This window comes from Streptomyces sp. 8L, assembly GCF_020176795.1.
In the GTDB taxonomy this organism is placed as follows: domain Bacteria; phylum Actinomycetota; class Actinomycetes; order Streptomycetales; family Streptomycetaceae; genus Streptomyces.
This window is the reverse complement of the sequence record NZ_JAIUKE010000337.1, coordinates 1-14,219: the sequence shown is the minus strand read 5'-3', so window position 1 is coordinate 14,219 and position 14,219 is coordinate 1. Positions and strand designations below refer to the sequence as shown.

Sequence of the window (14,219 nt, the reverse complement as noted above, 5' to 3'; positions counted from 1 at the left end):
GGTGGTCCGGGGGCGGGCGCCGGGGCGCAGCGAGTTCGCCAGGCCCTGCTCGACGAAGAACATCTGGCCGCGTGTGGACAGGCAGAAGCCGAGGCCGGGCACGGTGGGCGAGGACTGGAGCCAGCCGCCGCTGGGCGTGGCCGAGATCATCATGCCGTTGCTGTCGGCGACGTCGAGATGGCAGGTGTCGCCGCGGACCTCGCCGGACTCGGACACGGTGGGCTCGCCCGCCCCCGCGTTCGAGCCGCCGGCGGTGGCCGGGTCGCCCGGGTAGCGCGGCAGCCGGGGCGGCCGGCCGCCGGGCGCGCCGGGGCGCAGTTCCAGGGACGCGGTGTCCCCGATGAGCTTCCTGCGCTCCTCGGCGTAGGGCCGGCTGAGCAGGTCGGCGAGGGGTACGTCGGTGAAGCGCGGGTCGCCGTACCAGGCCTCCCGGTCGGCGAAGGCGAGCTTGCCCGCTTCGACGACGGTGTGCACCCAGTCGGCGGACCCGGGTACCATCGCGTCCAGGTCGTAGCCCTCCAGCAGGGCGAGCTGCTGGAGGAAGACCGGGCCCTGCCCCCAGGGGCCGGTCTTGCAGACGGTGTGGCCGTGGTAGTCGAAGGTAACGGGCTCCTCGACGGCGGGCTCCCAGGCTGCGAGGTCGTCGGCGGTGAGCAGGCCGCGATGCGGTGTGCCCGAGGTGTCCATCACCTCGGTGCCGCCGCAGTACGCGCCGATGGCCTCCGCGACGAAGCCCCGGTACCAGGCTTCGCGCGCGGCGCCGATCCGGTGTTCGCGCGTGCCGCCCGCGGCCTCGGACTCGTCCACGATGCGCCGGTAGGTAGCGGCCAGCACGGGGTTGGTGAAGTGGCTGCCGGCTCTCGGCACGGCGTCGCCGGGCAGCCAGGTGGCGGCGGAGGTGGGCCAGTGGGCGCGGAACATGTCCGCGACGGTCTCCAGCGCCGAGGACACGCGCCCGAGCAGTGGGTGGCCCTTGTCGGCGTAGTGGATGGCGGGCGCGAGGACGTCGCCCACGCTCCAGGTGCCCCAGCGCTCCAGCAGGAGCAGCCAGGCGCCGAACGAGCCGGGTACGACGCCTGGCAGGAAGCCGGTGCCTGGCACGATGTCGAGGCCGAGCGCGGTGAGGGCGTCGCCGGTCGCGGCGGCGGGCGCGGTGCCCTGGCCGCAGACCACGTTGACCTTGTCCTCCCGGGGGTCGAACAGCAGGATCGGGACGTCGCCGCCAGGACCGTTGAGGTGCGGTTCCACGACCTGGAGGACGAAGCCCGCGGCCACCGCGGCGTCGGCGGCGTTGCCTCCGCGCTCCAGCACACTCATGCCGGTGGCGGAGGCGAGCCAGTGGGTGGAGGCGACCATGCCGAAGTCGCCGACGAGTTCAGGACGTGTGGTGAACAATGCCGTTCCTTCCCTGGGAGATGTCGGGGCCGCCGGTCTCCGCGTCCACGAGGTGGCAGGAGACGGGGTGGTCGGGCGCCGTCACGCCGGCCAGTACGGGCGCCTCGCTGCGGCAGCGGTCCACCGCGACGGGGCAGCGGGGGTGGAAGGCGCAGCCGTGGATGCGCTGGGACTGGCTCGGCAGGTCGCCGCCGAGCACGACGCGCTCCCTGGCCCTGGTGGCGCCCGGGTCGGGGGCCGGGGCGGCGGACAGCAGCGCCTGCGTGTAGGGGTGCTGGGGGTGCGCGAAGAGCTCTTCTCGGGTGGCCGTCTCGACGATACGGCCGAGGTACATGACGGCGATGCGGTCGCTGATGAACTCCACGACGGACAGGTCGTGCGTGATGAACAGGCACGAGAAACCCAGGTCGGCCTGGAGGTCGAGGAGCAGGTTGAGGATGGACGCCTGGACGGAGACGTCCAGCGCGGAGACGGGTTCGTCGGCGACCACGAGCCGCGGGTTCAGGACGAGGGCGCGGGCGAGGGCGACGCGCTGGCGCTGGCCGCCGGACAGCTCGTGCGGGAAGCGGGTCGCCATCTGGGCGCGGAAGCCGACGCGTTCGAGCATCTCCCCGACGCGCCGGCGGCGCCCGGCCGCGTCGCCCTCGTCGTGCCGGCGCAGCGGTCCGCCGACGATGTCGCCGATCTTCATGCGCGGGTCGAGTGACGAGTAGGCGTCCTGGAAGACGACGTGGACGTCGCGGCGCAGCGGCCGCATCTCGCGGCGGCTGAGGGTGGAGATGTCCCGGCCGAGGAGTTCGATGCGGCCCGCGGTGGGGTCGGTGAGCCGGGCGACGCAGGAGCCGACGGTGGACTTTCCGCTGCCCGACTCCCCCACGAGGCCGAGGACTTCGCCCTGCCCGATGCGCAGGTCGACGCCGTCGACGGCGCGCACGGGCCCGTCCCTGCGGGCGGCCCTGGAGCGGCCCGGGTAGTGCTTGACGAGGCCCCGGACATCGAGGACGGTCCCTTCGGGTGCGGCGTCCGCGCGCCGCGGTGTGTCGTTCATGCGGTCTCTCCAGGGCCCGGGTGGTAGCAGGCGACCAGGTGGTGTGCGTCGACGCGGGCAAGTGCGGGCCGCTTCGCCGTGCAGTCGTCGGTGGCACGGGTGCAGCGGGGGGCGAACTGGCAGGCGTCCGGGTCGGTCGTGGGCGGCGGCACCATGCCGGGGATCTCGGTGAGCCTGCGCCGGCCGCCGGTTCGGGCGGCGCGCGCCGGCAGCGCGTCCATCAGGCCCAGCGTGTAGGGGTGCTGGGGGCTGGCGAAGACGTCCGCCGCGGGCGAGTGCTCGACATGGCGCCCCGAGTACATGACGACGACATGGTCGGCGACCTCGGCGACGACGCCCAGATCGTGGGTGATCAGGACGACGGCCGTGCCGAGTTCGTCGCGGAGTCTGCGGATGATGTCGAGCACGGCGGCCTGGATGGTGACGTCGAGGGCCGTGGTCGGCTCGTCCGCGATGAGGACCTTCGGGTCGCAGGCGACGGCCGTCGCGATCATCACGCGCTGCCGCATGCCGCCGGACAGCTCGTGCGGGTACGCGCCCGCCCGCCGGCGCGCGTCGGGGATGCCGACGAGTTCCAGCAGCTCCACCACGCGTTCGCGCACGGCCGCCCGGTTCAGGCCGGTGTGGCGTCTGATGACCTCGCCGATCTGCTTGCCCACGGTGTAGGCGGGGTTGAGGGAGGTCATCGGCTCCTGGAAGACGACGGAGATGTCCTTGCCCCGGATGTCCTGCATGCGTTTCTCGGACAGCGTCGTCAGGTCGGTGCCGTCCAGGACGACCGAGCCGCTGATGGTGGCGGTGGTGTGGTCGAGGAGGCGCGGGATGGCCATGGCGGTGGCGGTCTTGCCGCAGCCGGATTCACCGACGAGGGCGAGGATCTCGCCGCGCTCCAGCGAGAACGACACGTCCTTCGCCGCGTAGACGGGACCGTCCTCGGTCCGGTACTGGACCCGCAGGTCCCTGACGTCGAGGAGTGGCATCACAGCTCCCTGGGGTCGAGCACGTCGCGCAGGCCGTCTCCGAGGAGGTTGAAGCCGAGCGTGGTAAGGGCGATGGCGACGCCCGGGAAGACGGCGAGCAGCGGGTCCTGGGCGAGGAACTGCTGGGCGCTCGTCAGCATGACGCCCCAGGACGCCTGCGGCGGCTGGACGCCGAGGCCGAGGAAGCTGAGCGCCGCCTCGCCGAGGATGCCGGCGGGGATGGCGACGGTCGCCTTCACGATCAGAGTGTTCGTCATGTTGGGCAGGATGTTGCGGCCCATGATGGCGAGGTCGCCGGCGCCGTCGGCGACGGCGGCCCGTACGAAGTCCTGCTGCCGCAGGACGAGCGTCTCGCCGCGTACGACGCGGATGACGGACGGCACCTCGGCGACCGCGAGCGCGATGATCACGTTGCGCAGGGACGGACCGAGGATGGCCGCCATGCCGACCGCGAAGATCAGGTACGGGAACGAGAGCACGACGTCAGTGAGGCGCATGAGCACCGAGTCGGTCCAGCCCCTGAAGTAGCCCGCGGCGAGGCCCAGCGGCACCCCGACGGCCATGGCGAGCGCGGAGGACACCACGCCGGCCAGCAGCGAGACGCGGGCCCCGTCGCAGATGCGGGCGAGCACGTCGCGGCCGAGGTCGTCGGTGCCGAGCCAGTGGGCGCCCGAGGGGCCGGCGAGGATGTCCGTCAGACCGAGGCGCGTCGAACTGCCCGCGGCGAGTGGCCCGATGAGGGCGACACCGAGGAACACGAGGACCATGACCGCGCCGATCACGGCCATCTTGCGGCGCAGCAGTCTGCGCACGGTGCGCCGCCAGGAGACCTGCGGGGGCGCCTCGTCGGCGGCGGGGGCCTCGGGGGCCGCGCCGATCGCTGTCTCGTTCACTGGGAGCCTCCAGCCATCCGCAGGCGGGGGTCGAGGTAGGCGTAGGCGATGTCCACCAGGAGGTTGATCACCACATAGCCCGCGACGGTGACCAGGACGGCGCCCTGGATGACGGGGTAGTTGCGGGAGGAGACGCCGTCGACGATGAGCTTGCCGAAGCCGGGGATGACGAAGATCTGCTCGGTGATGACGGCGCCACTGATGAGGCCGGCGAGCTGGAGGCCGACGACCGTGGTGACGGTGGTGAGGCTGTTGCGCAGCGCGTGCCGGATCTGCTGGGCCCGGGAGAGGCCCTTGGACCTGGCGGTGCGTACGTACTCCGCGTTCAACTGGCTGAGCAGCGACGACCTGGTCTGCCGCATGACGACGGCGGACAGGCCGAGGCCGAGCACCAGGACGGGCATCACCATGCGCTGGAGGTTGCCCACGGGATCGTCGGCGAGCCCCACGAACCCGGACGCGGGCAGGACGTGCCAGTGCACGGAGAAGACGACGATGCCGAGGAGGCCGAGCCAGAAGTGCGGCACGGACAGGCCGAAGAGGCCGAAGCCGTTGGCCGCGTAGTCGAAGGCCGAGCCGCGGCGGACCGCGGAGACGATCCCGGCGAGCACCCCCACCAGCACGCCGACGACGATGGCGAGGAACGTCAACTCCAGGGTGACCGGCAGGCGTTCGCCGAGGATCTGGGTGACGGGCGCCTTGTCCTGGGTGGACGAGCCGAGGTTCCCCTGGAGTGCCTGGCCCATGTAGTGCAGGTACTGCAGGGGCAGGGACTGGTCGAGGCCGAACTGCCGCCGGATCGCGGCGACGGCCTGCGGGGTGGGGCTCTCCCCCGCGAGCACGGTGGCCGGGTCGCCGGGCAGCGCCCGTACGCCGAGGAACACCGCGATGCTGGCGAGGAAGAGCGTGACCACGGCGGCGCCTGTGCGACGGAGTATGAACTCAATCATGAGACATGCGGATCTTCCTGGGAGGGCGGCGGGTCAGTGGGACAGGTAGGCGGTCTTGAACCGGGGGATGCCGTCCGGCGGGTAGACGACGCCGTGCAGCTTGTCGCTCGTGCCGAGGAACCAGCGGTCGTGGTACAGGTACAGCAGCGGCCGCTGCGCGGCGACGCGCCGGTCGGCCTCGCCGTACAGCGCGGCACGCTTCGCACTGTCGGTGGTCGCCGCGGCCTGCGCGATCAGCCGGTCGACGGTCCTGTCCTTCGATCCCGAGAAGTTGTTCGCACCGCCCGTGGTGATGATGTCGTTGGTGTCGCCGTCCGGGTCGACCCGGCCCGACCAGCCTTCGAGGAAGGTGTCGAACTGGCCCTTGCGCGCGAGGTCGAGGCCCGAGACGAGGTCGATGGGGCGCACACTGACCTTGAACCCGACGTCGTCGGCCATCGACTGGACGACCTGCGCCTCGCGCTGGGAGGCCGCGCCGGTCGGCACCATCAGCTCGACGGGCACCGGTGCTTTCGCACCGGACTTCTTGACGAGGGCGCGGGCCGCGTCCGGATCGAACGGTGTGCACTTCACCGGGGTGTGCAGCGCGCTCTGCACGGGCAGCGGCCCGCAGTCGGGCACCATCTGGCCGTTCCAGACGGCCTGGTTGAGCGCGTTCCTGTTGATGCTCATCTCGAACGCCTCGCGCAGGTCGGCGGAATGGCTCAGCGCTGTGTTCGCGTTCTTGCGGACGTTGATGGAGATCGACTGGTACGCGATGGTGTCGGAGTGGAGGACCTTCTCGCTCTTCTCGTTCTCCAGGTTGACCGCGTCGCTCGCGTCGAGGTGTTCCGCCGCCTGCACGTCGCCGGACTCCAGATTGGCGGTGGCCACACTGGAGTTGGTGATGAACTTGTAGACGATGCCGCTGAGCCTGACCTTGCCGCGGTCGTAGTAGTCCTTCGACTTGACGAAGGAGATCTCGTTGCCGGAGACGCGGCTCTTGAAGGAGAAGGGCCCGACGCACACCGGCGCGGTGCCGAAGTTGTCGCCGAGCTTCTTCAGCGCGGTCGGCGACATCACCAGGCCGGACCGGTCGGCCAGTTGGGAGAGCAGCGGCGCCGAGGGGTGTTTGAGGACCAGGCGTACGGTGCTCGGGTCCTTCACCTCGACCTTGGAGACCGCGTTCAGTTCGTTGACCCGCGCCGACGCCTTCATCGTCAGGTCACGTTCGAGCGTCGTCCTGACGGCGGCGGCGTCGAGCGGCGTTCCGTCGTTGAACCTGATGCCCTTGCGCAGTGGAATGTCCATGGTCTTCCCGCCGTTGGACATGACGGGCAGGGACGCGGCGAGCTGTGGGACGACCTTCAGGTCGGAGTCGACGTCGTAGAGCTTCTCGCAGAAGCTGGTGAACACCAGCCGGGCGGCGAAGGTGTTGGCGAGGGTGGGGTCCAGGCTGTCGGGTTCCGTGGGCGTGGAGACGACGAGGGTGTTGGAGTCCGCCGTGGCGGTGGTGCCGCCGCCGGGTGTGGCGCAGGAGGAGAGCAGCAGGACTGCCGCGGCCGCGGTGGCTCCCGCGGCGAGGGTGCGTGGACGCATGAGTCCTCGATAGGTCGCGCGTGGGCAGGGGAAGGGCGGGGATGAACGTGTGGCGGGGGCCGCCCGGACATACCGGTGGGTATGGGCGGTGTGTCCGCCGCGGACAGCGGGTCCGCGGTGCGGAGTGTGCGCGTGCGGCTGTCCGTTGCGGGTACGGCTACGGGCCGGGCGGGCCGACCCTGATCGCGGGCCGGAGCGAGCATGCGGACGGCGACGGGCGCGGTGTGCCGCTCCGTTCCCCGTGCGCCCGGACCGGTGTCAGTGTGCCCGCATCCAGCGTTCGAGCCCGGCGGCGTCCAGCGGCAGTTCGCCGGAGAGCACGTCGGAGCCGTCGGCGGTGACCACGATGTCGTCCTCGATCCGGACGCCGATACCACGCAGCTCCGGCGGCACGGTCAGGTCGTGGGCGTGGAAGTAGAGGCCGGGTTCGACGGTGAGGACCATGCCGGGCGCCATCGCCCGGCCGTGGTAGTCCTCGTAGGAGGAGCGGGCGCAGTCGTGGACATCGAGGCCGAGGTGGTGGCCGATGCCGCAGACCAGGTAGCGACGGTGGTGCTGGCCCTGGCTCGAGAGCGCCTCGTCGACGGAGACCGGCAGGAGCCCCCAGTCGTGCAGGCCGCGCGCGATCACCTCCATCGACGCGTGGTGGAAGTCGGTGAAGGGGCGGCCGGGTCCCACGGCGGCGAGGCCCGCCCGGTGGGAGCGCTCGACGAGGTCGTGCACCTGGCGCTGTACGGGTGAGAAGGTGCCGGACGCGGGGAAGGTGCGGGTGACGTCGGCCGTGTAGTAGCTGCGGGTCTCGATGCCCATGTCGAGCAGGAGCAGTTCATCGTCGGCCACCGGGCCGTCGCAGCGTACCCAGTGCAGGGTCGGCGCGTGCTTGCCGCTGCCGACGATGGTGGCGTAGCCGGGGCCGTTGCCGACGGTGCGGGCGTAGCGGTCGAAGGTGCCCTGGAGCCACCGCTCGCCGCCGCCCCCCCCCGCGGCGGGTATCTCGGCGGTGACGGCCGCGAACCCCTCGACGGTCCGGTCGACCGCCTCCCGCAGCCGCTCGATCTCCCAGTCGTCCTTGATCATCCGCAGGTCGGCGAGGCTCCGGCCGAGCTCACCGGACGGCGCGAGGCCGTGCCGGGCGAGGAGGCCGGGGACCGGGGCCCCGGCGACGAGCGGATCGCGCAGCCGGCCGAGGGCCGCGTCGAGGCCGGCCGTGTCGTACACGTCCATGCCGAGTGCGGCGCGCCAGTCGGCGAGGCCGGGCACGGGCCCGACCCACAGCTCGCCGCGCGCCGCGTCCGTGAAGAAGTCCGGCCCGCCGGGGCGTGCGGGGGCCGGCAGGTACAGGGCGGCGTCGTGTCCTGTGCCGCCGGGGGTGAGGACGAGGACCGCGCCCTCGACGGCCGCGCCGGTCAGCCAGAGGAAGTCGCTGTCGGGCCGGAAGTCGTAGTAGGTGTCGTTGCTTCGGACGGGCGCGCTGCCCGAGGCCACGACGAGGGGCCTGCCGGGGTGCAGGGCGCTCAGCAGTTCGCGGTGCGCGGCAGCGGCGTCGGCAGCGCCGGGCACGAGGTCCGGCGTCCGGTCGGCGTCGGCCCAGCCGTTGCCCATCAGGTCGATGAAGGAGGGCAGTCGGCCCAGTCGGGGCAGCCGGGGCGGTGCCGTGGAGAGGGGTTCGTTCATGCCGGTTCCGCCCTTCGGTGCGGTCATCCTGTGGGGGCTGCCGTGGCGGAGGATCAGTGCTTCCCCCTACGTGTTCTCGTACATGGAACCGAACTCATCCTGTTCCATAGAGCGAACACCCAGAAACTAAGCCACCGCCCAGGGGGTGTCAATGCTCTTGCCACGCGCAGTTCACTTTCCGCAACCACGCACGTCAGCGCGGGACGGGCGGCCCCCGCCCGCGCGGAGGCGGCCGGATCAGTGCGGGGCGTCGCCCGGGGTGCGGCCGGCCGCGCGGTAGTTGATGACCAGTACGGACCGCACGGGTCCCGACGGCGCGCTGTAGGCGTGCGGGACGGAGGCGTCGAAGGACAGGTAGTCGCCGACGCCGAGTTCCACCCGCGTCCCGTCCACGTCGACGCGCAGGCAGCCCGACTGCACCACGGTGTGCTCGGTCCCCACATGCCCCAGGGACTCCTGTCTCGCACCCGCTCTGACCTGCTGGTCGTAGAGTTCGCAGATCAGTCCCGCGCCCTCGATGCGGCCGTACGGGCGCAGGTCGACGCCCTCGCCCGCGAGGGGTGTCACGTCGGCCGCGCGGATCACGGTCATGCCGCGGTGCGCGGGGGGCTCCAGGAGGCCGGAGACGGGCTCTTCGAGTGCGCGCGAGAGGCTGAAGACGGTCTCGATGGTGGGGTTGCCGGTGCCCGACTCCAACTGTGAGAGCGTCGCCTTGCTGATGCCGGAGAGGCGTGCGACCTCCGAGAGGGACGCACCCCTGCGGGCCCTGGCCGCCTTCAGGTTGTCGGCCAGCAGATCCCTCACGGACCCGTTGTACGGCTCTGCGTGCACCGCTTTCCACCTCTGAACGTTCGCTATAACGCACATTCCGTGCTGGCTTCGTTCACTGTAATGAACGTTTAACACCGTCGACAACAAAAAGAGGCGCGGGGGGGGGGGGGGGGGGGGGGCCCCCCCCCCCCCCCCCCCCCCCCCCCGCCCCGCGGCACTCCCGTGAAGCCTGTCCGGCGACCCGCTCGCCCACCGCCCCGCAAGCAGCAGCGGCGGGGTGCCGGACGGAACCCCTTCACACCTCCTGACGCCCTCCAGGGCGACGGGCTTCCGCATGTTCTGCTCGACCTCCGCGCCACACCCCCGGCGCGGCATCCCCGCCGGTCAGGCGGCGAAGGAGATGGTTCACGTGACCGCTACGCCCGTGCTGGCGTTGCGAGGGGTCTTCAAGCGATTCGGTGCCGTCCAGGCGCTCACCGACGTCGACCTTGAGATCCACGCCGGTGAGGTGGTCGCCCTGGTGGGCGACAACGGAGCCGGAAAGTCCACGCTGGTCAAGACGATCGCCGGCGTGCATCCCATCGACGAGGGCGTCATCGAGTGGGAGGGCCGCAAGGTCTCCGTCGAACGCCCGCAGGACGCCCAGCACCTGGGCATCGCGACCGTCTACCAGGACCTCGCCCTCGCCGACAACATCGATGTCGTGGGCAACCTGTTCCTCGGCCGCGAGATCCGGCGCTGGGGCGTCCTCAACGAGGTCGAGATGGAGCGCCGCTCGCGCGAGCTCCTCGACTCGCTGTCCATCCGCATCCCGAGCGTCCGCATCCCGATCGCCTCGCTCTCCGGCGGCCAGCGCCAGGTCGTGGCGATCGCCCGCTCGATGCTCGGCGAGCCCAAGCTCGTCATCCTCGACGAGCCGACGGCGGCTCTCGGCGTGGAGCAGACCGCCCAGGTGCTCGACCTCGTCGAGCGGCTGCGCTCCCGCGGTCTCGCGGTCCTGCTGATCAGCCACAACATGGCGGACGTCAAGGCCGTGGCCGACCGGGTCGCGGTCCTCCGCCTCGGCGGCAACAACGGCGTCTTCGACGTCAGGACCACCTCGCAGGAAGAAATCATCGCCGCCATCACCGGCGCCACGGACAACGCCGTCACCCGGCGCGCGTCCCGTACCGCGGAGGTTCAGAAGTGAGTATCGACAAGACCTCCGCGCCACAGCACAAGGCTGTGGACGCCCCGGAGGCAGCCTCGGGCGCGGTTACCGCGGTCGACCCCCGGCTGCTCGTGCAGGAGCAGGGCCTCGGCGGCTACGTCACGGAGTTCCGGCGCAAGGTCAAGGCGGGTGAGCTGGGGTCCATCCCGGTCATCGTCGGCCTGATCCTGATCGCCGTGATCTTCACGAGCCTGAACTCCAGCTTCCTGGGCGCGGGCAACATCACCGACATCCTGGTGCAGATGAGCGGTACGGGGCTGATAGCCACCGGCATCGTCTTCGTCCTGCTGCTCGGTGAGATCGACCTCTCCGTCGGCTCCGTCAGCGGCCTGGCGAGCGCCATCTTCGCGGTGTTCGCCGTCACGCACGGCATGAACGACATCCTGGCGCTGATCCTCGCGCTGGTCTCCGGCATCATCGCGGGCGGAATCCACGGCTTCTTCTTCGCCCGTATCGGCGTCCCGGCCTTCGCCGTCACGCTGGCGGGCCTGCTCTTCTGGAGCGGCCTGATGCTCCAGGTGCTCGGCCCGGCCGGCACCATCAGCATCCCGAACGACAACCTGGTCTACAAGCTGGAGAACTACTTCTTCAGCGACGTCGCCGCCGCCTACATCCTGGCCATCGTCGCCGTCGTCCTGTTCTTCTGGACGTCGTTCTCGCAGAACCGCAACCGGAAGCAGGCCGGAGTCCCGTCCCGTCCGCTGTCCGACACGATCATGCGTACGGTGCTGGTCGCGATCGTCTCCTTCGGCGTGGCGATCATCTTCAACCAGTACAAGGGCCTGCCGCTGGCGGTCGTGATCTTCATCGGTCTGCTGGTGATCACGGACTTCGTGCTCCGCAGGACCACCTACGGCCGGAAGATCTTCGCGCTCGGCGGCAGCGTCGAGGCGTCCCGCCGTGCCGGTATCAACGTGACCTGGATACGGATCTCGGTCTTCATGATCTCCGGCGGCTTCGCGGCGCTCGGCGGCCTGTTCCTGGCCTCCCAGATCGCCGCCGCCAACCAGGGCGCCGGTTCCGGCAACCTGCTGATGAACTCCATCGCGGCGGCCGTCATCGGCGGCACCAGCCTCTTCGGTGGCCGCGGCCGGACGTGGAACGCCCTCCTCGGTGTTCTCGTGATCATCTCCATCCAGGTCGGCCTGGGCATCCAGGGCGTCGCCGCGCCCATCGTGTCCATGGTCACCGGCGCCGTCCTGCTGGCCACCGTGGTCATTGACGCGATCACCAGGAAGACGCAGCGGAGCGCGGGTCGCGCCTGACCGCGTTCCCGCTGGCTGTGCCCGGTGCCTTCCAGGCGCCGGGCACAGCCGCGTTCCGGGCCGTTCGCGCGGCCGGCCCCGGGTCCCTGCCGCCCCGCCCACGGGCGCACGGACGGACGAGATCGATCAAAACCGTTCAGGTGTTCGAAAACGTGACGCCCGCCCCGCGCCCGGACCCGGGCGGGCCGGCGCCCGGGGTCCCGCCGGCCCCGTACGGACGCCGGGGAACCCTGGTTCTCGTGCGGCGTGTGACGATGCACAAGGTCCCTCCCGCAGCAAGGGTTTCCGCCTGTTTGCAGTCGTTGGTGTGACACACAAACGCGCCGCCCGACGAACGCCGTCGCGGGCGGAACATTAGAATCAGCGAATCGGCAGAGCTCGACCGGCTCAATCGCAAGGAGGCACGGGTGCCGTTGCTGACCCACATCAAGGGACCGCGGGATCTGGACCGGCTCGACCCCGAGCAGCTCAGGCAGCTCGCGGGCGAGATCAGGACGTTCCTCGTCGACGCGGTCTCGAAGACCGGCGGCCACCTCGGGCCCAACCTGGGCGTCGTGGAGCTGACCATCGCCCTGCACCGGGTGTACGACTCGCCGAACGACCGAATCCTGTTCGACACCGGCCACCAGGCCTACGTGCACAAGCTCCTCACCGGGCGCCAGGACTTCGCGAAGCTGAAGGGCAAGGGCGGCCTCTCCGGTTACCCCTCGCGCGCCGAGTCCGAGCACGACGTGATCGAGAACTCGCACGCCTCCACGGTCCTCGGCTGGGCCGACGGCCTCTCCAAGGCCAACCGCGTCCTGAAGAAGGACGACAGCGTGGTCGCCGTGATCGGCGACGGCGCGCTGACCGGCGGCATGGCCTGGGAGGCACTGAACAACATCGCCGCCGCGAAGGACCGCCCCCTCGTCATCGTCGTCAACGACAACGAGTGGTCCTACGCGCGTACCACAGGCGGCCTCGCCAACCACCTCGCCACCCTGCGCATCTCCGACGGCTATGAGCGCTTCCTCGCCCGCGGCAAGGACCTGCTGGAGCGCACCCCGGTCGTCGGCAGGCCGCTCTACGAGACGCTGCACGGCGCGAAGAAGGGCCTCAAGGACTTCGTCGCCCCGCAGGGCATGTTCGAGGACCTCGGCCTGAAGTACATGGGCCCCATCGACGGGCACGACGTCGAGGCGGTCGAGTCGGCGCTCCTGCGGGCGAAACGCTTCGGCGGCCCCGTCATCGTCCACTGCATCACCGAGAAGGGCCGCGGCTACACGCCCGCCGAGCAGGACCCGACCGACCGCTTCCACGGCATCGGCCCCATCCACCCCGACACCGGCCTGCCGATCTCGGCGGGCGGCGCCGACTGGACGTCCGTCTTCGGCGAGGAGATGCTCAAGCTCGGCCAGGAACGGGACGACATCGTCGCGATCACGGCCTCGATGCTGCACCCCGTCGGCCTGACCAAGTTCGCCGAGGCGTTCCCCGACCGCGTGTACGACGTCGGCATCGCCGAGCAGCACGGCGCGGTCTCCGCCGCGGGCCTCGCCACGGCCGGGCTGCATCCCGTCTTCGCCGTCTACGCCACGTTCCTCAACCGCGCCTTCGACCAGGTCCTGATGGACGTCGCGCTGCACCGCTGCGGTGTCACCTTCGCCCTCGACCGGGCCGGCATCACGGGCACCGACGGCCCCTCGCACAACGGCATGTGGGACATGTCGATGCTCCAGGTGGTGCCGGGCATCCGGATCGCCGCCCCGCGCGACGCCGACCAGGTCCGCGCCCAGCTGCGCGAGGCCGTCCAGATCGAGGACGCGCCGACCGTGGTGCGCTACTCGAAGGGCGCGGTCGGGCCCGCCGTCGCGGCCGTCGGGCGGATCGGCGGCATGGACGTCCTGCGCAAGCCCGCGACCACGGACCCGGCGGACGTGCTGCTGGTCTCGGTCGGCGCGCTGGCACCGATGTGCCTGGAGATCGCCACTTTGCTGGACAAACAGGGCATTTCCACTACGGTCGTCGACCCGCGCTGGGTCAAGCCCGTCGACGAGGAGATGGTCCCCCTCGCGGAACGCCACCGCGTCGTGGTCACCGTCGAGGACAACATCCGCACCGGCGGGGTGGGCGCCTCGATCGCCCAGGCGCTCCGCGACTCCGGCGTGGACATGCCCCTGCGGGACTTCGGCATCCCCGAGCGCTTCCTCCCGCACGCGTCCCGCAAGGAGCTGATGGCCGAGATCGGGCTGACCGCGCCCGACATCGCCCGCCAGGTCACCGGGCTCGTGTCCCGTCTCGACGGCAGGCTCGTGGACACCCGCGAGGTCGCCCGCGACTGATCCGCGACCGAACCGCACCGGCCCCGGGGGGGGGGGGGCCCCCCCCGGCCCCCCCCCGGCCACCGGGCCAGCCGCTGAGCGCTGCTGAAGCGGTGTGCGGCGCCGGTCAGTGGGTCCGTGAACTCCAGTACCTT

11 protein-coding genes are annotated in these 14,219 nt (G+C 71.1%); 3 read left to right on the top strand and 8 right to left on the bottom strand.

The genetic code is table 11. The features are described from left to right. The 8 genes from LCE31_RS25400 to LCE31_RS25365 all read right to left on the bottom strand — a co-directional run. Positions 1–1,395 (bottom strand): gamma-glutamyltransferase family protein (locus LCE31_RS25400; RefSeq protein ID WP_225017992.1); only part of this gene is annotated, 1,395 nt, incomplete at its 3' end. Then, positions 1,376–2,443: an ABC transporter ATP-binding protein gene (locus LCE31_RS25395; RefSeq protein WP_225017990.1), complete on the bottom strand. Its 1,068-nt coding sequence runs from the start codon at positions 2,441–2,443 to the stop codon at positions 1,376–1,378. The genes LCE31_RS25395 and LCE31_RS25400, both read right to left, overlap by 20 nt. Then, positions 2,440–3,423, bottom strand: coding sequence for an ABC transporter ATP-binding protein (locus tag LCE31_RS25390; protein WP_225017989.1), 984 nt, complete (start codon positions 3,421–3,423; stop codon positions 2,440–2,442). Before LCE31_RS25390 ends, LCE31_RS25395 begins: the two co-directional genes overlap by 4 nt. Then, positions 3,423–4,316: an ABC transporter permease gene (locus tag LCE31_RS40935; protein ID WP_225017986.1), complete on the bottom strand. Its 894-nt coding sequence runs from the start codon at positions 4,314–4,316 to the stop codon at positions 3,423–3,425. The genes LCE31_RS25390 and LCE31_RS40935 overlap by 1 nt, the downstream gene beginning before the upstream one ends. Next, complete coding sequence (locus tag LCE31_RS25380) at positions 4,313–5,266, bottom strand: ABC transporter permease (protein ID WP_225017984.1); 954 nt, start codon at positions 5,264–5,266, stop codon at positions 4,313–4,315. Before LCE31_RS25380 ends, LCE31_RS40935 begins: the two co-directional genes overlap by 4 nt. A gap of 33 nt (positions 5,267–5,299) precedes the next feature. Then, positions 5,300–6,844, bottom strand: a complete 1,545-nt coding sequence (locus tag LCE31_RS25375; RefSeq protein ID WP_225017982.1) for an ABC transporter substrate-binding protein — start codon at positions 6,842–6,844, stop codon at positions 5,300–5,302. A gap of 258 nt (positions 6,845–7,102) precedes the next feature. Beyond that, the gene (locus LCE31_RS25370; protein WP_225017980.1) at positions 7,103–8,518 is read right to left on the bottom strand and encodes an aminopeptidase P family protein; all 1,416 of its coding nucleotides are present in this window, start codon (positions 8,516–8,518) and stop codon (positions 7,103–7,105) included. Between the two features lie 237 nt (positions 8,519–8,755). Beyond that, positions 8,756–9,322 carry an XRE family transcriptional regulator gene (locus tag LCE31_RS25365; RefSeq protein ID WP_225017978.1) on the bottom strand — a complete coding sequence of 189 codons (567 nt, stop codon included), beginning with the start codon at positions 9,320–9,322 and terminating at the stop codon, positions 8,756–8,758. Between the two features lie 367 nt (positions 9,323–9,689). On the opposite strand from LCE31_RS25365, the gene LCE31_RS25360 reads away from it, so the two are divergent. The 3 genes from LCE31_RS25360 (at position 9,690) to dxs (ending at position 14,085) form a co-directional block, all read left to right on the top strand. Next, complete coding sequence (locus LCE31_RS25360) at positions 9,690–10,478, top strand: ATP-binding cassette domain-containing protein (protein ID WP_225017976.1); 789 nt, start codon at positions 9,690–9,692, stop codon at positions 10,476–10,478. Further along, positions 10,475–11,764, top strand: coding sequence for a sugar ABC transporter permease (locus LCE31_RS25355; RefSeq protein ID WP_225017974.1), 1,290 nt, complete (start codon positions 10,475–10,477; stop codon positions 11,762–11,764). The genes LCE31_RS25360 and LCE31_RS25355 overlap by 4 nt, the downstream gene beginning before the upstream one ends. 407 nt (positions 11,765–12,171) lie before the next feature. Next, positions 12,172–14,085, top strand: coding sequence for a 1-deoxy-D-xylulose-5-phosphate synthase (gene dxs / locus LCE31_RS25350; RefSeq protein ID WP_225017972.1), 1,914 nt, complete (start codon positions 12,172–12,174; stop codon positions 14,083–14,085). Positions 14,086–14,219 lie beyond the last annotated feature (134 nt).

Coding starts and splice junctions, on each gene's coding strand:
- LCE31_RS25395 (WP_225017990.1), bottom strand. CDS start 2,443: ATGAACGACACACCGCGGCGCGCGGACGCCGCACCCGAAGGGACCGTC.
- LCE31_RS25390 (WP_225017989.1), bottom strand. CDS start 3,423: ATGCCACTCCTCGACGTCAGGGACCTGCGGGTCCAGTACCGGACCGAG.
- LCE31_RS25380 (WP_225017984.1), bottom strand. CDS start 5,266: ATGATTGAGTTCATACTCCGTCGCACAGGCGCCGCCGTGGTCACGCTC.
- LCE31_RS25375 (WP_225017982.1), bottom strand. CDS start 6,844: ATGCGTCCACGCACCCTCGCCGCGGGAGCCACCGCGGCCGCGGCAGTC.
- LCE31_RS25370 (WP_225017980.1), bottom strand. CDS start 8,518: ATGAACGAACCCCTCTCCACGGCACCGCCCCGGCTGCCCCGACTGGGC.
- LCE31_RS25360 (WP_225017976.1), top strand. CDS start 9,690: ATGGTTCACGTGACCGCTACGCCCGTGCTGGCGTTGCGAGGGGTCTTC.